Source organism: Thermogemmata fonticola, from assembly GCF_013694095.1.
Taxonomy (GTDB): Bacteria; Planctomycetota; Planctomycetia; order Gemmatales; family Gemmataceae; genus Thermogemmata; species Thermogemmata fonticola.
This window is the reverse complement of the sequence record NZ_JACEFB010000005.1, coordinates 116,782-138,638: the sequence shown is the minus strand read 5'-3', so window position 1 is coordinate 138,638 and position 21,857 is coordinate 116,782. Positions and strand designations below refer to the sequence as shown.

The window sequence follows — 21,857 nt, the reverse complement described above, 5'->3', positions numbered from 1 at the left end:
GGTGTTCTCCAAGAGAAAAGCAGTGGCAAGAGGGGACGGTTCATGCGGGTGGATTTCTACGGTCTGATTCTCGAAAGCCCTGGAGTGACGGTCTACCTGCGTTCTCCCTGGCGGTGCACTCTTCTGGAGCATAAGCTCTTCGAGGTCGTTTGCACCATCCCCGGAGTGACCGTTGAACGGCAGGCGAATGAGTGGCGGGCCTATCTGAGCGAACCGCGCCTCTGGCAGCACGCCTTGAGCCATATTGCCCGTGTCCTGAAAGGCTGGCAGGAGGAAGCCGCTGATTCAACTCGCGAGGAACGGCGGCGCTGGCGGTGGATGCTGGAAGCCGACGTGGATGCCTCCGGTTACGACCTCCACGGCATGCGGGCTTGTTTCTGGGCGTATCTCCGCTTGTCGATCGATTACGGCGGGCCGGCCGATTATGACAAGGAAGGGGAAGACATCGACTTGCACGGCTTCGAGGTTTGCATCTGGGGCAATGCAGAAGCGGAGTAACCGAGGGCATTCTAGGATCGCTTCATGGTCAAGACGGTGGAGCTAACCGCTCGATGCGGGTGTTCTCATCGAGACTGATGCTGCTCAACTCGCCATTATCTTTCACAAAGCGGACAACCGGGACGACAATGTCGTCTTCACGCACACGTTCCGTTGTGATACCGGTTTCCAAGTAGCTTATGTCGCGGAAATGCCCTTCGACGGTGGTCGTCCAGAGGCGTTTTCCCACCCGGACTTGTTGCGTGATGCGGATGCGGTCTCCCGGATGCAAACGGCTCAGTACTTCGGCCAGTGCCGGTGGAAGATGCCGCGTGGGCAGGAGAATTCGTTCCGGCAGCACAGTCATGTCCCTTCCTCCGCGACCTGGGGTTTCGGCTCCCCGCGTACCAGAGCAATACGGCCTGTGCGAGCCAGTTCCAGTATCCCATAGGGACGCATTAGCTCGATGAAGGCCTCCACCTTCGCTTCCGTACCGCTGATTTCGATGATGACGTTGTTGTGCTGGATATCAACGACACGCCCGCGGAACGTCTCCGCTATCAGGAACACCTCCGGACGTTTCTCCGCTGGGCAATTGACTTTGATGAGCATCAGGTCGCGTTCGACGTAATTTTCCGAACTGATGTCGTCCACCCGCACCACCGTGACGATCTTATCCAACTGCTTGCGAACCTGATCCAGGACCGCGTCATCACCATGGACCACGAACGTCATGCGGGATAGGTCATGATGCTCGGTTTCCCCCACGGCCAGGCTATCAATGTTGAAACCGCGAGAAGCCAACATGCTGGCGATGTGAGCGAGCACGCCTGGTTTGTTCTGCACTAAAGCGGACAAAATATGCCGCATCGCTTTCGGTTACCTCCCCGTGCCGGTTCGAATGTCCCTGACCTGAAATGTGTCAGGGATATTGCCCATAGAAATGTTACGAATTCTCACGCTCGCTTCAATCAAGCTAGTCGCTCACCTCGGACTGCTAGTGGCTGGTCGCGGAGTTGGGACGGTGTTATTTCTGTGGATGCATACGGGTGAGCAAGGCGAATCGCTTGAACTGCTGACTCAGGCGGAAGGGACGGAGGTCTTCGGCAAATTCCGGCCACTCCAGTAAATCATTGTCATGCCATTCCGGTTTGACAATCACGTTTGCCTGGGCAATTTGCTGGCGAACTCGCTCCATTTCCCCAGGGGTAGCGATCGAGCGGATCAAAACCCAGACGCGGGGGCCATCGACGGGAGGCGAGAAGATATGAGCTGCATTGGTGCGGTTCAGGACAAGTACCCGCTGTGTTTGGGACAGACGCATTACCTCCGCCCAGGCCTCGCGGTCCTCTCGATCGGCGTACAACATATTTGTCTGGGGATTACGGCTATGAGTTTTCCAAAGTTCGATTCCATTAATTCCCATCCAGAAAAATACTACAATAAAAAGTAGAAATCCACTCAGAGTTAATCCGATAAACATGCAGGAAAGTTGAACCAACTTATTGCTATATTTTAATCCGCGATCTATCACTAATGCTGCACCGATAAACAGAATGTAGGGATAGTAAATCCAGGACCATTCATTGCCGAAGAGAAAACAGACAAAGACCAAATGGAGGATGCCACAGGTGACAATAAATCTTCCGCTTGTGGTATGCAGATATCGCAAACTGACTAGGGTACCGATCACTAAGACGATACTAGCTGTGATCCAAGCTCCAGCGATGGTGAAAAAGTAATGGGCAGGTGTCCATTCTTGAGGCCGCCACATTTCACGACCCACACCGTAGAAAAAGCCGAATCGAAAGTCCGCATAAGCCTGGCTTGCTGTCCATGGGATTTGCGTTTGGAGGAAGCGATCGATACCGAAGTAGGCGGCCACAATGGCGGAGATCGCAGCACCTACGCCGGCGGCAGGCAGCAGCATGGAGAACCGCTGACGCCAGGGTGGACGATGGGCTTGCTGGGGTAGCCAGCCGCCCAGGATTTGGATGATGAGAAGCAAACCGTACACGTAAGCCAACGAGGGCTTGATCAGAGCAGCTAGAGTGGTTAGTGCTAAGGCCGTGGCATAACGACCACGCACCTGGGCGGCTAGAGCATTGATCAGGAGGGCAGGTTCTAGGATGTGCACCGGTGTCAGAAGCAGGTGTCCGGCGTTGACCATGATGGGACCAGCGACCACGATGATAAAGTTGGCCAGGCGATCTAGCTTCAGTGCTGTCACGGTCTGGATAACACCATACATCGAGGCGATGATGCCGACGATATACATGTAGAGCAACGCTTCAGGTGTGAGGCCGAAAATGCCAAACCAGATTTTGTTGATGAGTAATACGATCAGTCCATAAAAGTAGGCGAAATCGGTGACCGGCATCAAGCCTTCCCGTAGCATCATCTCTACAGTGTATGGCCATCCGCTATCGCCAAAGTAGAAACGGTGGAATACCATCGTGTGGGGATACATGGCCAGAAAGTATCCACCACAAATTAGGATGAAAGCAAGGATGTGCGAACGTTGCATGGGCGACTCCCGGTGGATAGGAGATATGGAGATAGGTAAGACTCGATGTTTGAATTATCCTTGATCTGTATGAGTTTATCTTTGCTGTAAGATAACAAAGACTCCTTTCTTGTTAGACGTGATCACATCTTTGAGTCCGTCGCCGTTGAGGTCTGCCACGACGAATTGGGTGCCGATGCCGGAATCGCTGTCGATCAGGTAGGGATGGAAACTAATCACCTTATCGGGATGGCGGATGGATTTGAACCAGTAGATGGCGGCATTCCAGGAGGAACCCGGTTCGGCCCGTCCGTGGGACCACCAGCGTTTGCCGGTTACCAGGTCCGGCAAGCCATCCCCGTCGATATCGGTCAAGTGAGCGGCATGCGTTTCGGAAACCAGCAAGCCAAAAAGAGTATGGGTGGTCCAGGAAGTGGCCCCGGTTTTGGGATCCCGGCGCTGTTTATGCCACCAGATGCCGAATTTATGGGCGGAGGTGCTCAGAACATCGTTTAGACCATCCCCGTCGATGTCCCAAGCGAACATATCAGCACAGGCCTCGCCGAGGGGGGCCGGATGGAAGGTCCAGGGCGTTTGGCCATCGACTTTCGCTGGCTGTTCCCACCAGCCGCCTGTGCAGAGGACATCAAGTCGGCCATCCCCATTGACATCCCCCACTCCCAGGCCATGACTGAAGCGATGGGTGCCGGGGACTGGCTTGCCCGGTTGACTGGGCGGGCTGATGGGATGCATGATCCACGGGGCATAAGGGTCTTTGGGGTCTGGTGTGAAATAAGCCATCTGGCCTTCATTGTCCTTACCCTTGGGCTGCCAGCCCATCACCAGGACACGGCGGCCGGTGCCGAGCAGGTCCACATATTGCGGCGTTTCGTTGCAGGCAGAATGCCAGATCATGTGCTTTTTCCAGTGCAGTGGTTGCCCTTCAGCCCGTGCTTTGCCTTTTGGGTTTTCCATCCAGTAGCAGGGGGTGCCCGGAAAGTCGATCACAATGAGATCGGGATAGCCATCGGCATTGAGATCGTCGCTCCAGCAGGCGAAAACCCGGCTGTAGTTGGCCAGGCCATCCTTGAAATCCGCCGGCGGCTGCATCTCGTGCGGAGTCCAATCCGGGGCTTCGTACCAGTATTCCCCGTTGAGCACGTCCAACTTGCCGTCCCGGTTGACATCCGCGATGGCCACACCTTCCGCCCGGAACTTACGATCCAACACGATCTTTTTCCAGCGGATGTTCTCCGGGGGCACCACCTCGGCAGCCCCCGTGAACCACGGGAGCCAAACCAGGAAGAGGGCTGCAAGAAACACAGCAACCTTGGGTGTTAGCAAAGCAGACATCAAGCGGGAGAGACCGAACATGGCAGTGATCCTTGAAACTCGACTACGGAAAGCAACGCTTGCTGTGCATTATGCAGGGTTCCGAAGCAACTGCAAATAGGAAAGCCCCATCTCTGCCTTGACAGCCGCGGATATTCTGCGTTTTAGTGGAACCGGTTATCTCAATGGACTGCCACAACGGGGACAAGGATGAGCCTGCTTTTTACTCTATGGCTGTTTGACACCTTATTGACGTGGGGAAAATGGCCGCTTGGAGCGGATGCGGAACCTTCCCCAGCGGTGCTCCTGCGAGAGGAGATCAAGCCGGAGGAGTGGCGCGGCTATGTCATGACCACCACCGTGGAAGGGGAACTGCGGGGTGAGGGAGAGCAAAAGTCGGCCCCTGTTCGCATTCGAGGGAACGGGAAGCATGAACTGGCCGAGCGGATTCTTGCCACTAGTGGCGGATTGCCGAACCGAATTCTCCGCTCCTACAAGCAGGCTTCCGTGGAGGTGCACGTCGCCGGGGAACGCTTGGTCAAGACCTTACGGCCGCAACGGAGTTGTATCCTCTACGGCCGGTTGCCCGATGGGACGCGGGGATTCTGCCCCCAAGGGCCTTTGACCCGAGACGAGTTGGAAATCGTGACGGAGCATCTGGCCCCGTCGATGCTGGCTGGCTTACTGCCAGGCAAGGTCGTGACAGTCGGCCAGAGTTGGAAAATCAGCGATGCGATCCTTGGCGAGGTCTGCTTGTTGGACGCTGTGGTCGAAAGTCAAGTCGAGGGGAAACTCCTCTCAATCGAAGATGGTTTTGCAGAGTTCACAATTCAAGGGAAAGTCCGGGGGATCGATAAGGGTGCGCAAGTCACTTTGCAGGTGGACGGAAAAGGGCGTTATGACCGGCAAAGCGGGCGGATTGTGGAATGCCGTTGGGTCCAAGAAGATGAACGAACGGCGGGGTGGTGGAATCCCGCCTCACGCCTGCGAATCCAAGCCCACGTCCAACACCAGAAGCGAGAAGTACCAGAGAGTGAATGTTCCCGCTCGGTTGTGCTCAATCCTCAGATGTGGCAGCAACCGAAAGCCGAACTCTTGCGGCTCGAAGTGGAAGGACCGAAAAAGAGCTATCGTCTCACCTATGGTCGAGAGTGGTACATCCTCGGGGAAACCGCGGAGCATCTGATGATGCGGCTCGTGGATCGGGGAGTTCCCATCGCCCAGCTTACCCTGACTCATTGGCGGCGAGCCATTGGTACCCGAACAGAGCAAATAGCAGAGTTCCGGAAAGCTGTGGCGGCTACGCCGGGATGGAAGCCTGACAAACTGCTGCACGAAGGGGAAGTGGAGGCCGGGGGGCAGTCCGTCTATCGGATCATTCAGGAAGGCAAGATCGGAGAGCAGAGGATCATCCAAAGATTCTGGCTCATCACGACCCCCCGCGGAGACCAGTTGGTCATGACGGTGACCCTGCCTCCGGAACACCAGCAGCGCTTCGGCGACAAAGATGTTGAGCTGATGAAGAACCTCACATTCTTCCCTTCCCCATGAGTCAGCGATGAAGCGAGGAAATCCCTTGTTCAGAGAGCGGCAGGGGGATTGGCCGGGGACGCGGAGGGTTTGGAAGCTTGTTCGCGGAGAAGATCGCGGATTTCCCGGAGAAGTTTTTCCGTTTCCGCCGGTTCAGGGGGTGGAACAGCGGGAAGGGGTGCCCATTCCCGCACGCGGTTCATGGCTTTGACCACGAGGAATAAGCAGAAACCGATAATCAGAAAAGTGATCGTGGACTGGGCGAAGTTACCCCATCCTAGCCGAGCGTCTCCGTAGAGAGTAATCGTTTGGCCAGAAAGGTCGAAACCGCCGGTGAGTAGTCCCAAGATGGGCATGAAAATGTCTTTGACCAAAGAGTTGATGATGTTAGTGAAAGCGGCCCCAATGATCAGGCCCACCGCCAGATCGACCACATTGCCGCGGAGAATGAACTTCTGGAATTCCTGGAGAAATTCACGCATGGGCATACCTAGGGGCAAGGAGCGGGAGCGGATTCATTCAACTCGGTGATGTATCATCCGCTCGGCTGATAAGCCAGATGATGAATATCGCGATGAGTGTGATGCCAGCGATAATCAGCAGTCCAAGCAGCGGATTACCGGCGGGAGCGGAAGGAGGAGGGTCCCGCCACGCTGTGGAGGAGGTCGGATTTTGACTCATGACCTGCTGGGGGGTGAGAAGCCCAACCAGGGACGCCAGCAGGTACCAGAATTTGAGCCGCATGATGGAGTCCCCTCTTAAGGGGAGTAAGTTTCGTCTCTTCCCTCCTGCTTACCGTCTACTTCATTATTCGCTGTCGGTTGATAAATGTCATGGAAAAACCGGTCGATCCACGCTAAGAGCAGGACCGGCGGGCAGGAGCTGAACACGTTACTGCTTCGGCGGGGAGGATTGCAGGCTACTCTTGAATTCCTCCAGCCATTTATTCCAATTGGCGAGATAAGTTTTATAAGTCTCCGCGTCTCTCTGAGTTAGGGGAATATCGATAAGTTCCTTGCGGTTGACGATATTGGGGTCGAAATAGGCAATCAGGTTGCCCAAAGCGGCCTCCCGCACCACGAGGTTGGGATGGTTAAGCCATTGCACCAGTTGTTCAGCAGCAGCCGCGGCATCCGGCCGTTGGCGTGAGGAATAACCCCGCAACAGGAACAGGATTAAGTCAGCTTCCTCGGGGGGCAGTTGCTTTTTGTCGGTCAGGACGTTCCTGAAAATCTTGGTGTTTTGACTGTCCCGTGCCAGCCAAGCGCTGGCAGCGGTGATCGCGGCCCGCCGGGCGTAGGGGCGGTCGCGGTCAGACAACACGTCGAAAAGGTGGCCTGCCATGACCTCGACATCCGCTCCTTCCGTAATAGCGGCGTAGGAGTAGATCGCGAGGGTCGTTGGTAAGATGTTGCCCGGTAAAAACGGAGCCTGGAGTCGGCTCTCCAGATGGACCCGCAATCCTTGAGGTTCCTTGAGACCATCGGCCAGTTCGGCCAGAGCAGCCTGAAGGGGCTTGCCTTGCTCTGCGGATAACAGAGGAAAGCGCTCGTATCGTCTTTCCCCTTTGGGAAGCGGTTGCGGTTCCGAAAGTTGGCCGCTGATGCTATCCCAAGACACGAGATTTCCTGCGGAGGCGGTGAACTTTTTGAACCGTTTGGGCGCTCGGAACTCGCTTTGACCGCGTGTGACGAGCCAGACGGCTGTGACTCGCGGGGGTTCGCCTCCCTCCACGGCAAAGGGTGTGCCGGGGACAAAGGCCTTATGCACTTGCACCATCATCTCCGTATTGGCTTCGCGGGAGATGCAATCCCAAACTTCCCCGTTTTCCCCGTTCAATCGCAGGCGGATGTGAGTGTCCGGCTTTTGGCAGGTGATGTAAATGCGTCCGGCCTCCAACGTCAGGTCGGCGTGAAAGTTTTGGGAGGGCGGATGTAGGCGCAAGCGCACTTCCAGGGGCGTCTCGAAGGGAACGGCGTATTGTTCCGGGACGTTTCCCCAGAGGTGCAGAGCTACCTCATGATTCAGTTTCAGGTCAGCCTTGTAACCTGGCAATGCCACAATGATGTCATTGGTGAACAGATTAGCGTTGCTCTCATCCACTTTGAGCCAAGGGGCATCCGGACGGGGTTCTCGCGTTACGAGCAGAATCGGAGTATTCGAGCGGAGCCATTCTCCAGCTACTTTGCGTGCCTGTTCCGGTGGCGTGACCGGGGTAAAGTCTTTGGGAGCCGGTTGTTTTTCCGCGGAGATGTCCGGTTTTTCCGCGGGCTTTTTAGGCGGTGGGAGTATTTCCTCGGGGCTGGCTCCTTTCCCTGGTTCCACGGGAGGCGGGGGTGTGGTGGTTTTGGACTGGCTATCCGTCTCAGGGATTTTATCTGGGGCAGGGGGGAGGGAGTCCGTCGGGGTTTGGCTGCTTTTGGCCAGATCACCGCTGCCGGGGATCACGCGTGCTGTGCTGGTGGGCGGGGAAGGTAAAGCCATCCAAATGGCGATAGCTAGCAGAATCACACATCCCGCAATCGCACCGAGGAGCATGGATTGTCCGCGCCACGTGTCGCTGGAGTCATAGCGTTTCAATCCCAGAAGTAGGGCAACGTCCGCTTCCTCGGATTCCAAGTTGTCCGGCGCCGGTGGAGGCACAGGGGTCAGGGTGGGGGCTTTGCCAGGTTTGCGTTGATGGTTGGCCAGCGGAGGGGGCAGCAGCCGGTACATACGCTGGTAAGCCGGTGGCGGCACGCGGACGGGTTCCGTCAGAACCAAGGTCAAAATCTGATGGCAGGCTGCGACCTCAGCGAGCAGAGCGTCAGATTTCAAACAGGCGGCCTCAAATTCTTTAATGGATTCCGAATCCAAGCGATTATCCAAATACTCCGCCACCGTATTTGGATCAGAGACTTCATCCTCATCGCTGATAGGGGGTGGGGCGCCCAATCCCCGGCGGCGTGTCACCCGCTTGATACGCTCGATGAGTTGCTGCACCTCGGGATTTTCTGCGATCTTGAGTCCCAGATCGCGTGCCTCTTCAGGCTCTAAGGTGTCGTCCAGGTAGGCGAGTAGGGTTCGCAGCGTGAGCCGTGGCATGAGGTCACCCCTTAGCTGCCCATCAGGAACTTCAGGAAGGTGGAGTCTTCCTCATAATCATTAGTGGCGCGGGACTGGGAATTTCTTTCACGACTTGGGAGTATCCGTACCGCTCGGCTTCAGGTATGATGGCCTGAGGAACAAAATATGGCCATCTTCTACCCCGGCCGCAACGAGCGGTTTGGACCGCAGTGAGGGAAGGGAGGGGGCATCCCATGTTGAGCATTCCTGGTCGATACATATTCCTAGCGCTCTGCGTGATAGCCGGTGCTTTCGGGAATGGACGGACCTGCGAAGTTGAGCCCGGTGGGGCAGGAGGTCGGCTTCGGGCGGGAGCATACGCCCAGGACATTACCCCTCAGAAGTTTCCCATCTCGGTCAACGGAGGGTTTCAGGATCGACAAGCCACACGTGCTCATGACCCCCTCCACGCACGCTGCCTGGTGCTCGAGGATGGGAAGACAGCCCTGGTTTTGGTGGTCGTAGATAGTTGCATGATCCCGCGGGACATTCTGGACAAGGCCAAGGCCTTAGCTGCGAAAAAGACCGGGATTCCTCCCGGCAACATGCTGATCTCCGCGACGCACACCCATACAGCTCCCACCGTGGCGGGGGTGTTCCAGAGCGAACCCGATCCAGACTACGTTCAGTTCCTCACCGAACGGATTGCCGAGGGAATCATCCAAGCTCATGCCCGCTTGGCCCCTGCTCAGATCGCTTGGGGGGTGGCTGAGGAACCCCACCAGGTTTTCAATCGCCGTTGGAAGATGAAGGCAGGCGTGATCCATCGCGATCCTTTCGGGGGAACCTCGGATCAAGTTCGCATGAATCCGCCGCGTGCCAGCCCGGATTTGCTCGAGCCGGCAGGGCCAACTGATCCGCGGGTGACCGTCTTGAGTGTGCAAACCGCCCAAGGCGAACCGCTGGCGTTGTATGCCAATTATTCGTTGCACTACGTGGGGGATATGCCTCCGCTGTCGGCCGATTATTTTGGAGTCTTTGCCACGGTCATGCGGACCAAGCTCAAGGCTGGCCCGAACTTTGTCGCTCTGTTGTCGAACGGCACCAGTGGAGATGTCAACAATATCAATTTCCGTGAGCCAGCTCCCAAGCGCCAGCCGGGGGAACAGTCCCGTTTGGTGGCCGAAGCGGTAGCCAATGCGGCCCTACGAGCTATTCAGAAGGCGACTTACCGCAGCGATGTGCGTCTGGCTGTGGTCAATCGAGAATTGACCCTCGGAGTTCGCAAACCGACGGCTGAGGAGGTCCGACGAGCGGAGGCTATCCTGGCTCGCGCGAAAGAAAAGGTCCTGCGGACGCCGGAGGAAGTTTACGCGCGGGAAACCGTCCTCCTCGCCAAATACCCCTCAGAGGTGACTTTGCAACTCCAAGCGATGCGTATAGGAGATGCTGCGCTGGCGGCCATTCCTTGTGAAGTCTTCGTGGAAATCGGTTTGGAATTGAAACGGACGAGTCCGTTTGCTGTGACCGCGGTGGTGTCGTTGGCCAACGGCTACCACGGCTATTTGCCCACGCCGGAACATCACGCCTTGGGTGGATACGAAACCTGGCGGGCACGTTCCAGTTATCTGGAAGTTCCAGCGTCGGTCAAAATCACCAGGACTTTGCAAGAGATGCTTCAGCGACTCGCCCAGGAAACAGGGCCGTGAGAGACCGTGCCGCCCGCCTGGCGTTGGTAGGCACTCAAACGGCCCGGCGCGAGATGGAATCGAGTCAGTTACAATCCCGCTTTCGACACTCCCGCTCGGAGTCGTTCCAGTTTAATGAAGAAACAACTTTCTCGAGGAAAACTTTCTGCATTTCAGCGGACGAGAAAGCCCCGCCAGAAGGAATTTTTCCCACCATGAGCCTTCTGTCAATGGAATGCTTCCCACTCTTTACCAAGCACGGCGGCGGCGATTTTTAGCTTGAGGATTTCATCGGTTCCCTCATAAATGCGGCACACGCGGACGTCAGCGAGGTGGCGAGCCGGGCGGTACAAGGTACTCCAACCACGGCCTCCGAAGACCTGCACCGCGCGATCGGCGGCGTCCCAAGCGGCATGGGAGGCGAAGAATTTGGCTTGGGCTGCTAGCAAGTCCGCCTCGCGGGCCAGGGCCGGGTCCTGGGGGTGAGCAGAGGCCCGATCCTTGGCTAAAGCCGCCTGATGCACGAGTGCGGCAGTGGCGACTCGAGCCATCTCGATCATGGCGATATGTTCCTGCACCAATTGATGACGTGCAATCTCCTTGCCGTGTTGAACCCGTTCCTTGGCATACTGACTGGCCTCGGCCAGGCAGTCCTCAATCACACCAAGGCAGCCTGCTGCCACACTCAAGCGGCCGCTGACTAGCGTTCCCATGGCAATGCGGAAGCCCTCGCCTTCATTTCCCAAAAGGTTTTCTGCGGGAATGTAGAGTTCGTGCATGGAAAACATGGCGGTGTTGGAGGTGGGCAGCCCCAACTTGGCCTGAGCGGTGAAACTTTCCGCCTCGAAGCCGGGGACATGCGTGTCGATCACAAATGCCGAGATGCGGCGGCGGGGGTCCGACTCAGGCAGGTCCGCGGGATAGGCGAAAACCACAATCGCATCGGCAATGCCACCGTTGGAGATCAGATATTTGACTCCGTTGAGTACGTATCCTTCACCTTGGCGGCGGTAGGTGCTGGTCATCTGGCGGGGATTGCTACCCGCTTCCGGTTCTGTTAGGCCGAAAGCCAAGATGCATTCCCCTTTGGCTGCACGGGGTAGATATTTCCGCTTCAAGGTCTCGCTTCCCCAGGTTTGGATGGGATAGGCTCCGATGCTCAGATGACCGGAGAAAAATGTGCGGACCGTGGTTCCCTCGCGTCCAATTCGGCTGAGAGCTTTGAGGTAGGTGACGGTATCCGCTCCCCGCCCCCCGTAGGCGGGATCAATGATCATGCCAAGCAAGTTGTGTTTTTGGGCCAAAGGAATGACCTGATCGTTGTAACGCCGCTCCGCGTAGGCCAGCTCTTCGATCGGCCGGATTTCCCGACAGAACGCCTCGACGTCCTCCAGCAAGCGCTCCGCATCTCGTTCCATGATTCCCGCTCCCGTGCCGCTCGAATTCCTCACGCCTGTCCCACAGTTATGATAGGGAAGAGGGCCAAGCTCCCAGCGTGGTTCCCAGAAGGCGGTGAATCCCAAGGTTCAGACCGCAGGCATGGAATTATTTCCCTCGGTGGGTGTCGATGCACCTCTGGGACTTGGCGAATCAACGGTTGTCCCTAAATTGGCAACGCGAAAAGGTAAGACTGCAAGAATTTCCAGTCGCTTCGCCCGTGACGAAGTTCAGTGCAGGTTTCCAGTCCAGGAGGTATTGCCATGCGTCTTGCAGTCGCAACCGTGGTCCTACTGGGGGTAAGTTTTTCAGCGTTCGCGCACTTTGTGTTTGTTTATGTGAGTAGTGAGGCAGGGGAGGCCCGTTTGGTTTTTGGTCACGCTGCCGCACCGGATCCGAAGACGCCAGCCACGCGAGCCGAAAAAACCTTGTTGACTCTCCGCAGTGTGAATGGCCAGGACTACAAGCTCGTCGTGGAAAAAGGGGCCGGTAATTATTATCGTGCTCTTTTGAAGGAGCATCAACCGCGCCTCATTTTTGGAGTAACGGAAGCAGCGGTGACTCAGCGAGGGGATAACCCGCCGATGTTGACGTGGTACTATCCCAAGGTTATCGTGGGGGACCCGTTTGCAGCCGGCAACGCGGTGGGCGAGGCGTTGCCGATGGAAATTGTTCCGCTGCGTGCCGATGGCGGGGTGCGGTTTCAGGTGCGGCGTCAGGGTAAGACAGTGGCCGATGCGGAGGTGAGCGTAGACCTCTCCGAAAAAGCGGAAAAGGGCGAAGTCAGCAGCACATCGGTCAAGACGGATACCCAGGGCTTGACCCCGATCTACAAGGAAGGCGGTCGCTACTGTGTGGCAGCACGTGTGACCGAACGACGAAGTGGCGAGTGGGCCGGGAAGAAGTACGAAGCGGTGCGTCACATTGCGACGTTGGTGTGCGATGTGCCGCCCCTGAACGGTCGCTAGTGGTGGTGCCCCCAGGCAGCCAGTTGCGTCCGCGGGGTAGCGTTACCCGTGTTGCAAGCGTGCAACCGTCTGGCAAAGTCGGTCGTACAAAGCGACATACTCCCGGGCGCTGCGATTCCAGCTCCAGTCCTGCCGCATCGCGGTCTGCATAATTTGCCGGAAGTGATGAGGGCGATGATGATAAAGTGTCAACGCCCAGCGAACGGTTTCGTAGAGGGCACTGGCCGTGTAGTCGTGAAAGGCGAAGCCAGTCGCCGTGCCGGCTGCGATATTTTCCTCCGTGGCATTGACGACAGTATCGGCTAACCCTCCGGTGACCCGGACCACCGGCGGCGTGCCATACTTGAGGCTGTAGAGCTGATTAAGACCACAGGGTTCGTAGCGGCTAGGCATGAGGAACAAGTCGGCCCCAGCCTCGATGACATGCGCAAGACCTTCGTGAAATCCCAAGTACAAACCCACCCGGTTGGGGTGTCGGCTACGAAACGCCTGAAGCTGGTCGTGGTATTCGCGGTCCCCTTCTCCCAAAAATACGATTTGACAGCCCAGGTCGAGGAATCCCGGTGCTGCGCTAAGTACCAGATCGATCCCCTTCTGGTGGACCAACCGGGCGATCATTCCCAAGACAGGGGTGTCCGCCATCACCGGCAGGTCGAAGCGGCGTTGCAAGTCTGCTTTGCAAAGCGGTTTGCGTTCTACCACAGTGTCCGGAGTATAAGTGGCGGCGATGTGGGGATCATGGGCAGGGTCCCATTGTTCGTAATCGCAGCCGTTCACAATGCCCGTCAGTTTATGCTGCACGCTGGCTAGTAAACCTTCCAAGCCGTAACCGTATTCTGGCGTCTGGATTTCGCGAGCATAGGTGGGGCTGACCGTATTGATGGCGTCAGCGTAGATAATCCCCGCCTTCAGGAAGTTGAAAAAGCCGTGATACTCCAACTGCGTGGGATTGAATAGCCAACCCGGCAGTCCGGTCAGGGGCAAAACATCCCGGCCAAAAATGCCTTGATAAGCCAAATTATGGATGGTGAGGAGGGTGCGCAGATGGTTGTACCCTGGCCGGGAACGGTAGGCTTCCGCCAGAAACACCGGCACGAGTGCCGTTTGCCAATCATTGACGTGAATCACTTCGGGTCGGAAATCCAAGTGGGGTACCAGTTCCAACACCGCCCGGCTGAAAAAGATAAAGCGTTCCGCGTTGTCGGGATAGTCGGCACGATAGCCGCCGAGCATGACTTGCTGATACAACCCGCGGCCCAGGCGAGGATCATCCCGTTCGAAAAAAGGGGAATGCTCGATGAAGTAAATGGGTACTGAGGAGCGCGGGAGCAGGGAACGGTACACTCGGCAAGCTAGAACGCGGTCCCCCAACGGCACGGGGAGGACGAATGGGGTCCGTTCGATCGGTTGCCCACTCCGGCGGACCGCGTTGTAATACGGCATGACGACGGCGACGGCGGCCCCCAATTGCGCCAAGGCACGAGGCAGGGAAGCGGATACGTCTGCCAATCCCCCGGTTTTGGCAAAACCGGCCACTTCAGGCGTGGCAAACAACACGCGCGGTCCTGTCACAATCCCCCCTTTCGCCTCGCATTTCCCGGTCGTACTCTGGTCGCCGCAGACACACAGGTGAGCATGGAGACTATCAACCCAGAGAAAAAAGACTTTCCGTATGGCCTATCGTATGCCCCGGCAAAGTGTAAGGGGACTGCTGCACTCCCCCACCGCCTCGCACGCTTCCTCAGTTCTTGCGTGCGCTTGCCGCCATCACGGGATACGGCGCGTCACCTGAATGGATCGAAAAATTCGTTCCACTTCGGGAAGAAGAACTTCTGCCTGGTTAGAGGGCAAACGAGCCGCGGCGATGACACCTCCTTCGGTCTGGCGGATCATAGCGTATTCCAGATGTTCCTCGCCTTTGTCCCATTGGGCGCGGATGCCGAAACGAATCGGGGCACTCGGCGTCTCTCCCCTCGGCTGGGGATCGTGCAGCTTCTGCCAACGAGCCTGGCGTTGACGCAAAAATCCAATGACTTCCTGGTAATACCCCTCCGGAGTCGGCATTTTGTCGGCAGACTCCAATGTCAAGAGAATGCCTGCTCCTTGGGCGTGATCGATCGTTACTTGGCGTCCCCGTACCATGCCGACACGCCAACTGCGCGGGTAGAGAAAACGTAACCCCAATTCGGCATCCTCAAACAGTAGCAGAGTATTCTCTTGATTGGGTTGGAGATTTAGATCGGCCAGCGCGTTATCGCGCAAGAGGGCAGGCAAGTCACGGGCGGCAGCGCGGTTGAGGGTGAAATACCCCTCAATCGTCCCTGCGGGCTGGCCTTTCTCGTTGAGCAAGTGATGGGTTCCTTTGAGGGAAAGATAAGTAATGCCGGGCCACTGAGGGTCGTAATAGATCGTGCCGTCCAAGTGATGGACATGTTGGCCGTCGGCGTTACTCCCGCGCACCACCCCGCTGAGCTTCAACCGCAAAAGCTGTTTCTGCTGCACGGGAGTGGGACCCAAAAGTTCGACCGCCAAGCCCCCTTCGTGAATCACCTCGAGGTCCGTCAATTCCCGGACGGCGGCGGATGTCACCGGCCACTTGTCCCCGACCGCAACAGCCTTTTGTGGCAGCAACCCTGCCATCAGAATCGGACAAAACGGGTCGGTGCGGATCAAGTCCAGTTCACTCCAAGTAAGAGGTCCGTCTGGAGAAAACGGCGCCCGTTTTCCTTGCTGAGCGAGGAGAACGAGTCTTCTGACCCCCGGTCGGAGTGTGGCCTCCTGAACGGTTTCCCCGGCACGCCGTTGCATCTCTACCTGCTGGTAGAGGCGCACTGTGCGCATCACCGCCCCCTTTTCCAAAGGGGCAAGGACCCGTTCGGTGTAGCGGATGCGGCCTTCTCCCCGGAGCGGAATGTCCCGCGTTGCCCCTGTAGCTTGACCCGGAAGGGACAATCGACCCTGTAACCGCACAGAACTCTCGACAGAATAAGATGTTCCCTCTTGGAAAGATTCGTGCAGAGTAAAGGTCGCATTCGAGAATGCTGACAGTCCGGGGGCAATGGCCGAAAGCACCCCTAGCACGATCATCAGAACGAATTTGGTAGGCATGTAACAAGCCTCATCCTATTTGCTAGTCACAACTGAGCCGATCATTGGGCAGATAGGAACCCCCATTATCTCCAGCCGCCGCCGATTGTTTCCTAAAATTCCGCCAACGAAATCCCAAAAGATTGGTTCTCCAATATACACCGCATGCTGCGAGTGCCAGCTTACTTACTTGGCCCATTCCAAAGGACATAGGCTAGGAGGAGTTATACCGCGTGTTTTCCCTAAATCGTATGATTTCTTTCCTCCCTTCCTGCCTGACCCCGTGTCGGCCTTGTCACTCCCTGGGTATTGTAACGCAGGAGAACACTCCGACTCAGACACGGTGGGTTCTAGCCGCATAGCTTTCGTGACCTCTGCCATCCGGTCCAAGTCGTCTCGAACAGAAAAGTTTTTGTAACAGCATAATTCGACAGAGCTTAAAGACTGCGATGCTGTCCGAAAGTTTTGCCCAGTGTCGAGCAAAAATGCACCGGGAACGGGAAAAATCAACCACCGCTTTTTGGAGATCATGGGAGGTTGGGTTTTCAAATGAGCAGCGGGCTCTCTTAGTGACTCGTATATAACCTATTGTAATCCAAGGAGATAAGGAGAATTGTATCCTAGGGTTCCGCCACGTATTGATTTTGGCACGTGATCTGCACTCGCTGACTGCTGCGATGGGACCTGCCGACATCGCAGGGGCATCGAGCCTCGATCATAATGACAAATGCGGCTCGGCTCCAAACGGGAACCACCCGGAGACAAATGGCTTTGGCGCAGTCCTATGCTTTTGGAGTGAGGGGAGAGTGGCACCTGGACAAAATTGCCCCCTTACTCTGAACCAAAGACAGGGATACCACCATCCAATATTATGCAGTCCCTTGTCTGCTGGTTACCGTAAGTTCCCTTTAGCCTTGCAGATGCAAAACTCCTTCCGTGGGAACGGCAACTGGGGCCACCGGTAGCGAACCAAGGAGGTCTTACCGCCCCCTGGAGTTAGCCTGAACAATAAGGTGCAACCACGGAGGGAGTTTAGGATCCAGCACGGAGCGTCCGCCAGGAAGGAATCCGAAGATAGCGCAACTCTTTAGGAAATCGGCGCTATTTCGGTAAGAGGTTGAGGAAAAAAAGGTATGTTGGAGTGAAGGACAAAAGTCGCACTGAATTGGTGCGAATAACCATAAGGGCACACTCCACTGACAGATAGGAAACCACTGACTGATTAGGAAAGAAAGCGACAGGAGTAGCGAATGGTCACCCGCAAGTTGGGAAAAATCCTGGAGGTTTGGAATCGATCCCGGCAACGACGGGAAGAGAATACAGCCCGCATTAGCAGTCGGGATGATCATGGCGGCGAGAGCAACCGCCGGGAGGACACGGTGAGCGAGTTCCGAATCGCCGCGCTTAGGGAGTTAGCGGAGCAGCAGACCCGCTATGCTCCTCCAGCTCGGCGACAGGCGCAACGGGAAGCCGCTTGCCAGCTTTTGGCCGAGATTGATCCGGCCAAGAGCTATCCGTACCAGTACGTCTGCTTCCGGATTACGGATTATCGCTCCGAGGCGTACCCGGACCTGTTGATTTCTGGTGAGGACCTGCGGCACGATTTGGAATTGTTCATCCGGCGGTTGGAAAAGTCCCTGCCAGCCGTGCCGGTGGAGCAAACCATCGAGCCGATGCTCACTCTGGAAGAGGTCAGCCAGCGGCTCAACGTGTCCACCAAGACGATTTCGCGCTGGCGGCTGAAAGGCCTCGTCGCCCGCCGGATCAAGATCAATGGCCGCAGCCAGCTAGGGTTTCCCCTCTCGGCCGTGGAGCGATTTGTGGCGGAGCACCGGGAGTTGGTGGAACGCGGCGCCCGGTTCAGCCATCTCAGCGAGGCGGAGAAGGAAGAAATTCTACGCTTAGCACGCCAGTGTAAAGAGGAAGGCTTGAATTTGACCGAAACCAGCCGGCGCATCGCCGCTCGGCTGAAACGCAGTCCCGAGGCCATCCGTTATACCATCAAAAACTTTGATCGTGATCACCCGGACTTGGCCTTGTATCCGCACAGTGGACCTTTGGACCCCAGCAGCAAGCAAGGAATTGCCCTGACCATGACTCGGCACCTGATGAGGGATGAAACCGTGGATACCCTCGCAAAGCGTCACGGACGGAGCCGCTCCAGCATGTACCGCATTGCCAATGAAATGCGGTTGCAGGAGTTGCTGCGGACACCGATCGACTATATCTACAACCCGGAATTTGACGATCCAGCTAAGGAGGCGGAAATCCTCGCGGAGATGCCGGGGCTGGCGGAGTTTGAGGCGAAGCGAGCGGCCCGGACCCCCCCGAAGGATGTGCCGGCCTATATGGCCCACCTCTACGAGTGGCCCTTGTTGACCCGCGAGCAGGAGCAGCATGTATTCCGGAAGATGAACTTCCTCAAATACAAGCTGCACAAGTTCCTCCAGAGCCTGGAGCCGTCCAAGGTGCGAGCCTGCGACCTGCAGCGGATCGAGGAGCTGAAGCGGGAGATCAAAAAGTGCCGCGACTTGCTGATCAATTGCAATCAGCGCCTCGTGTACGCTCAGGCCAAGCAGCGGCTCACTCCGGGTGAGAGCATCGACGATCTGGTGAGCGACGGCAACCTGTCGTTGATGCGGGCGGTCGAGAAGTTCGACTACAGCCGGGGGAACAAGTTCAGCACCTATGCCACGTGGGCCATCATGAAGAACTTTGCCCGCAGCATTCCGGATGAGAAAACGCGGCGGCAGCGATTCATGACCGGCCACGATGAATTGTTCGAGACCCAGGCGGACACCCGCGGCGACGAACAGGAAGCCATCGCCACGGCAGATGCGGCCCGCGACCGCATCAATCGCCTCCTGGAGCACCTGGATCCCCGGACCCGTGAGGTGATTCGCATGCGCGCCGGGTTGGATGGCCACGAGGAAATGACCCTCGAACAGATCGGCCAGCATTTCGGAATCACCAAAGAACGGGTGCGGCAGATCAATGTCCGCGGCATGCGCTTGCTCCGCGAGTGGGCTGCCAAGGAGAAGGTGGATTTGCCCTGACGGACCCCTGAACATTCAGGATGTGATCGCCGAACAACAACACCGCCCGCTCGGTTCCCTCAAGGGGACTCACCAGCGGGCGGTGCGCGTTTAAGGTTCTAGCCCACTTTCCCCAACCTCCTGCCGCTCTCCTACCGCTCTCTGGTGGGATCCGAGATTATTTCTTCTCCCCTGGTGATGGTTCTTTGGCGTCCTGGGAAGGTTTCGATCCTTTCGGCGGTTCACTCTCGTGCTGGTGGGCATGCTGGCGGGGGACGAAATCGGCAAAGGTGACACGCTTGAGTTGCCCCTCATACTCTACCGTGATGACCACGGTGAGCTTGTCGTCTTCCTTCATCCACGGAGCAGAGGCAGAAAAACGTGAACACCGTCCGGCGGGGTCATTCGGCCTTTCCTGGGCCGGTGCCGGTTGAAAGCTCAGATGGTACGGTTTGTCATCCCCTTCTCGTGTGACGCGAGCTGTGATTTGGGCCGATGCCGGGATTGCCACCGGCTTTGGCTCCTTATCCAAGGACTCGAAGAAGACATCCAATTCATTCCCCTTCGGGTCCAAATGGGCACTCAGACCCGCATGGCATTTCGTTCCATCGGGTAGGGTCATATCTTCCAGCATGGCATCGGCCCGACTGTGCTCATGATCGTGATCGTGTCCCCCTTTGCTTTTGAATACTTTGGCTGTTGGCGAGGTGGACTGAGCGGACGAGCATCCTGTTGGGCCAAGCCCCAGCACGGCCGCCATTGCGAACCAAATGAGCTTTTGCCAGTCTGCGGATCGGGCCGCCGCATTCCCGCGTTGCATGGGTTGGATCCTCCTCAGCCTCGGTTTCTCATTGCATCCACTTACCGACTCCTCTGGATTGGCTAGGGCATATCCTATGGACAAAATGGATTGGATGGGTCCAAGAGGCAGGAATGATGGTAACCCGTATCACATACCCACTCAGACGGTGTTTTCCTGGACGAAGGGCGAGTGGAGATCGCCGAGGCGCTCCGCAGGCCGGCAGACCTCGGGTCGGCGGCATCTATGAAGCCTTTTGCCTGAGCATCGAATGACCGTGTTGCTGGGGTTAGAAGCAGAAGCCCCATGCCGCAAGAGCGCCACCTGCTATCGAAAGGAACAGGAGGATGAAAAGGAGTAAACGGATCCAGCGGCGAGAGGTTTTCGAGCGGGAAACAGCTGCTGGAGTTTCCGCCGTTTCAAGCCGGGAGTCGGGAGCTGTCGGAGGTTGCGGACCCGAAGTACGGGGGGCAGGTGGAGAAGGCTGCCGGTAAGCACAGGGCGTTTGATCCAGCGCCGCTCGATCAGTGTCGAGATTGGAGCGTAGCGTGCCATCGCGAGTAGTGGCGACCGGCGGCGGGGTCGTCATGATACCCGGAGGGGGGACGGTCGCCACAGCGGCCTGATGCCAAAGTTTAGGAGGGCAAGCGGCCTGGGCCACAGCTTCTTTCACGGCGGCGGGGTGGATCGTCCCGCGGTGCCTCGGCGGCGGGGTGCGGACCAGGTTAGGATTGGGCACACCCGCTTCACCCAGGAGACGCATAACCAGGGGGCTGTACCGCGGCATCTCTTCCACGGGTAATGCTGGGGGGTCAAGGGGCAAAAGCGGGAGCAAGGCGGCTTGCAATTCGGCGGGTGTTTGGTAGCGTTGCCGGGCTTCTTTGGCCAACATACGCATAACCACCGCTGCGAGTTCTTCGGGAACATCCGGGCGAATCTGACGGATGGGTGCCGGCTCCTTAGTTCCGTGCCAGATCAGTTTTTGGGAAACTGTTCCGGTCGGGAAAATGGGGTGGCCCGCCAAAAGGTAGTATGCCGTGGCGCCGAGGGAATAGATATCCGCACGAATATCCGCATGGTGACTATTGGCGATCTGCTCCGGTGCCACGTAGTCCGCCGTGCCCAAGACCATCTTGTCGTCATACATGACGGTGAGGTTGTCCTCTTCGTCGTGGCAGAAACGTGCCAATCCTAAGTCCAACAGCTTGGCCCGGCCATAACGGTCGATGAGGATATTACTCGGTTTAATGTCCCGGTGGACCAATCCCTTCTTGTGGGCATAGTCTAAGGCGTCCGCGATGTGGTACAGATAGGTGACAGTACGTTCGATGGAGAGCGGGCCGGATTTTTTTACAACATCCAGGAGATTCGGACCGTGAATGTATTCCATGATGATGTAATGGAGTTCGCCATCCTGTCCGATGTCGTGGGTGCGTACCAGATGGGGGTGATCTAACGAGGCCGCAGCACGGGCTTCCCGATAAAACCGGCCCAAAGCGGAAGGCGAGGAGGCTTTCGACGGCGGAAGGACTTTCATGGCGATCAGCGAGGGCAATTGAATATGACGGCAGAGAAAGACTTGCCCCATGCCGCCGCTGCCGATCCGCTCCAAAATCCGATATTTGCCAACGTGGAATCCCCGCCATTTTCCTTGAAGCAATTGGTCAGCCTGGAATTGGGTGAGCAACCCATCCCGAACGAGGATTTCCGCCACAGAACGTGCATCCCCTTCCTCGAGGTCGATCCCCAAACCCGTCAAATGATTCCGAATGGCTCGCTCGTCAGCCACCCCACTTTGCTGAATCAAACGCACAAATTCCGCAACATGGATTGGTGCAGTCATGGAACCTCGCCGGCGTAGGATGTAGGCCAACGGGCGAACCGACACAAAGGGGCGAACCGGGCCAAATCCTGGGACCCTCTGCACCCTCAACTTTAGAACACCCCCTCTTG

At 57.1% G+C, this 21,857-nt stretch carries 17 protein-coding genes; 5 read left to right on the top strand and 12 right to left on the bottom strand.

The genetic code is table 11. The features are described from left to right. The first annotated feature begins 42 nt into the window (after window positions 1-42). Window positions 43-498, top strand: coding sequence for a hypothetical protein (locus tag H0921_RS09110; RefSeq protein ID WP_194537755.1), 456 nt, complete (start codon window positions 43-45; stop codon window positions 496-498). Between the two features lie 28 nt (window positions 499-526). Here H0921_RS09110 and H0921_RS09105 read toward each other — a convergent pair whose 3' ends face one another. The 4 genes from H0921_RS09105 to H0921_RS09090 form a co-directional block, all read right to left on the bottom strand. Further along, window positions 527-844, bottom strand: a complete 318-nt coding sequence (locus tag H0921_RS09105; RefSeq protein WP_194537754.1) for a hypothetical protein — start codon at window positions 842-844, stop codon at window positions 527-529. Continuing rightward, window positions 841-1,347, bottom strand: a complete 507-nt coding sequence (gene ilvN / locus H0921_RS09100; RefSeq protein WP_194537753.1) for an acetolactate synthase small subunit — start codon at window positions 1,345-1,347, stop codon at window positions 841-843. Before ilvN ends, H0921_RS09105 begins: the two co-directional genes overlap by 4 nt. Before the next feature lie 157 nt (window positions 1,348-1,504). Then, window positions 1,505-3,004: a hypothetical protein gene (locus tag H0921_RS09095; protein ID WP_194537752.1), complete on the bottom strand. Its 1,500-nt coding sequence runs from the start codon at window positions 3,002-3,004 to the stop codon at window positions 1,505-1,507. A 75-nt stretch (window positions 3,005-3,079) separates the two neighbouring features. Then, complete coding sequence (locus tag H0921_RS09090; RefSeq protein WP_228499288.1) at window positions 3,080-4,357, bottom strand: FG-GAP repeat domain-containing protein; 1,278 nt, start codon at window positions 4,355-4,357, stop codon at window positions 3,080-3,082. A 168-nt stretch (window positions 4,358-4,525) separates the two neighbouring features. Between H0921_RS09090 and H0921_RS09085 the strand changes: the two genes are divergently transcribed. Next, on the top strand, window positions 4,526-5,866 hold the full coding sequence (locus tag H0921_RS09085; RefSeq protein ID WP_194537751.1) for a hypothetical protein: 1,341 nt from the start codon (window positions 4,526-4,528) through the stop codon (window positions 5,864-5,866). A gap of 29 nt (window positions 5,867-5,895) precedes the next feature. On the opposite strand, the gene mscL is transcribed toward H0921_RS09085, so the two are convergent. The 3 genes from mscL to H0921_RS09070 form a co-directional block, all read right to left on the bottom strand. Next, entirely contained in the window at window positions 5,896-6,327 is a 432-nt protein-coding gene (mscL, locus tag H0921_RS09080; protein ID WP_194537750.1) for a large conductance mechanosensitive channel protein MscL, read from the bottom strand. A 37-nt stretch (window positions 6,328-6,364) separates the two neighbouring features. Further along, the gene (locus H0921_RS09075) at window positions 6,365-6,589 is read right to left on the bottom strand and encodes a hypothetical protein (protein WP_194537749.1); all 225 of its coding nucleotides are present in this window, start codon (window positions 6,587-6,589) and stop codon (window positions 6,365-6,367) included. 147 nt (window positions 6,590-6,736) lie between these two features. Beyond that, window positions 6,737-8,929, bottom strand: a complete 2,193-nt coding sequence (locus H0921_RS09070; RefSeq protein WP_194537748.1) for a hypothetical protein — start codon at window positions 8,927-8,929, stop codon at window positions 6,737-6,739. Between the two features lie 215 nt (window positions 8,930-9,144). On the opposite strand from H0921_RS09070, the gene H0921_RS09065 reads away from it, so the two are divergent. Further along, complete coding sequence (locus tag H0921_RS09065) at window positions 9,145-10,599, top strand: hypothetical protein (RefSeq protein ID WP_194537747.1); 1,455 nt, start codon at window positions 9,145-9,147, stop codon at window positions 10,597-10,599. A 206-nt stretch (window positions 10,600-10,805) separates the two neighbouring features. On the opposite strand, the gene H0921_RS09060 is transcribed toward H0921_RS09065, so the two are convergent. Continuing rightward, the gene (locus H0921_RS09060) at window positions 10,806-11,996 is read right to left on the bottom strand and encodes an acyl-CoA dehydrogenase family protein (protein WP_194537746.1); all 1,191 of its coding nucleotides are present in this window, start codon (window positions 11,994-11,996) and stop codon (window positions 10,806-10,808) included. Window positions 11,997-12,278: 282 nt separating this feature from the next. On the opposite strand from H0921_RS09060, the gene H0921_RS09055 reads away from it, so the two are divergent. After that, window positions 12,279-12,983: a hypothetical protein gene (locus tag H0921_RS09055; RefSeq protein ID WP_194537745.1), complete on the top strand. Its 705-nt coding sequence runs from the start codon at window positions 12,279-12,281 to the stop codon at window positions 12,981-12,983. 42 nt (window positions 12,984-13,025) lie between these two features. On the opposite strand, the gene glgA is transcribed toward H0921_RS09055, so the two are convergent. Further along, entirely contained in the window at window positions 13,026-14,555 is a 1,530-nt protein-coding gene (gene glgA / locus H0921_RS09050) for a glycogen synthase GlgA (protein WP_194537744.1), read from the bottom strand. Between the two features lie 195 nt (window positions 14,556-14,750). Then, window positions 14,751-16,091: a hypothetical protein gene (locus H0921_RS09045; RefSeq protein ID WP_194537743.1), complete on the bottom strand. Its 1,341-nt coding sequence runs from the start codon at window positions 16,089-16,091 to the stop codon at window positions 14,751-14,753. 1,229 nt (window positions 16,092-17,320) lie between these two features. Between H0921_RS09045 and H0921_RS09040 the strand changes: the two genes are divergently transcribed. Next, complete coding sequence (locus H0921_RS09040; RefSeq protein ID WP_228499286.1) at window positions 17,321-19,126, top strand: sigma-70 family RNA polymerase sigma factor; 1,806 nt, start codon at window positions 17,321-17,323, stop codon at window positions 19,124-19,126. A 157-nt stretch (window positions 19,127-19,283) separates the two neighbouring features. On the opposite strand, the gene H0921_RS09035 is transcribed toward H0921_RS09040, so the two are convergent. Together H0921_RS09035 and H0921_RS09030 are read right to left on the bottom strand one after the other, a co-directional pair. Continuing rightward, window positions 19,284-19,925: a hypothetical protein gene (locus H0921_RS09035; RefSeq protein ID WP_194537742.1), complete on the bottom strand. Its 642-nt coding sequence runs from the start codon at window positions 19,923-19,925 to the stop codon at window positions 19,284-19,286. 268 nt (window positions 19,926-20,193) lie between these two features. Further along, window positions 20,194-21,747, bottom strand: a complete 1,554-nt coding sequence (locus H0921_RS09030) for a serine/threonine-protein kinase (protein WP_194537741.1) — start codon at window positions 21,745-21,747, stop codon at window positions 20,194-20,196. Window positions 21,748-21,857: the final 110 nt, after the last annotated feature.

What these genes read in the sequence shown, in the direction of transcription:
- H0921_RS09055 (WP_194537745.1), top strand. Translation starts at nt 12,279, where the DNA reads ATGCGTCTTGCAGTCGCAACCGTGGTCCTACTGGGGGTAAGTTTTTCA.
- H0921_RS09040 (WP_228499286.1), top strand. Translation starts at nt 17,321, where the DNA reads ATGGTCACCCGCAAGTTGGGAAAAATCCTGGAGGTTTGGAATCGATCC.
- H0921_RS09075 (WP_194537749.1), bottom strand. Translation starts at nt 6,589, where the DNA reads ATGCGGCTCAAATTCTGGTACCTGCTGGCGTCCCTGGTTGGGCTTCTC.
- ilvN (WP_194537753.1), bottom strand. Translation starts at nt 1,347, where the DNA reads ATGCGGCATATTTTGTCCGCTTTAGTGCAGAACAAACCAGGCGTGCTC.
- H0921_RS09085 (WP_194537751.1), top strand. Translation starts at nt 4,526, where the DNA reads ATGAGCCTGCTTTTTACTCTATGGCTGTTTGACACCTTATTGACGTGG.
- H0921_RS09065 (WP_194537747.1), top strand. Translation starts at nt 9,145, where the DNA reads ATGTTGAGCATTCCTGGTCGATACATATTCCTAGCGCTCTGCGTGATA.
- H0921_RS09035 (WP_194537742.1), bottom strand. Translation starts at nt 19,925, where the DNA reads ATGCAACGCGGGAATGCGGCGGCCCGATCCGCAGACTGGCAAAAGCTC.
- H0921_RS09090 (WP_228499288.1), bottom strand. Translation starts at nt 4,357, where the DNA reads ATGTTCGGTCTCTCCCGCTTGATGTCTGCTTTGCTAACACCCAAGGTT.
- mscL (WP_194537750.1), bottom strand. Translation starts at nt 6,327, where the DNA reads ATGCGTGAATTTCTCCAGGAATTCCAGAAGTTCATTCTCCGCGGCAAT.
- H0921_RS09060 (WP_194537746.1), bottom strand. Translation starts at nt 11,996, where the DNA reads ATGGAACGAGATGCGGAGCGCTTGCTGGAGGACGTCGAGGCGTTCTGT.
- H0921_RS09070 (WP_194537748.1), bottom strand. Translation starts at nt 8,929, where the DNA reads ATGCCACGGCTCACGCTGCGAACCCTACTCGCCTACCTGGACGACACC.
- H0921_RS09110 (WP_194537755.1), top strand. Translation starts at nt 43, where the DNA reads ATGCGGGTGGATTTCTACGGTCTGATTCTCGAAAGCCCTGGAGTGACG.
- H0921_RS09030 (WP_194537741.1), bottom strand. Translation starts at nt 21,747, where the DNA reads ATGACTGCACCAATCCATGTTGCGGAATTTGTGCGTTTGATTCAGCAA.
- H0921_RS09045 (WP_194537743.1), bottom strand. Translation starts at nt 16,091, where the DNA reads ATGCCTACCAAATTCGTTCTGATGATCGTGCTAGGGGTGCTTTCGGCC.
- H0921_RS09095 (WP_194537752.1), bottom strand. Translation starts at nt 3,004, where the DNA reads ATGCAACGTTCGCACATCCTTGCTTTCATCCTAATTTGTGGTGGATAC.
- H0921_RS09105 (WP_194537754.1), bottom strand. Translation starts at nt 844, where the DNA reads ATGACTGTGCTGCCGGAACGAATTCTCCTGCCCACGCGGCATCTTCCA.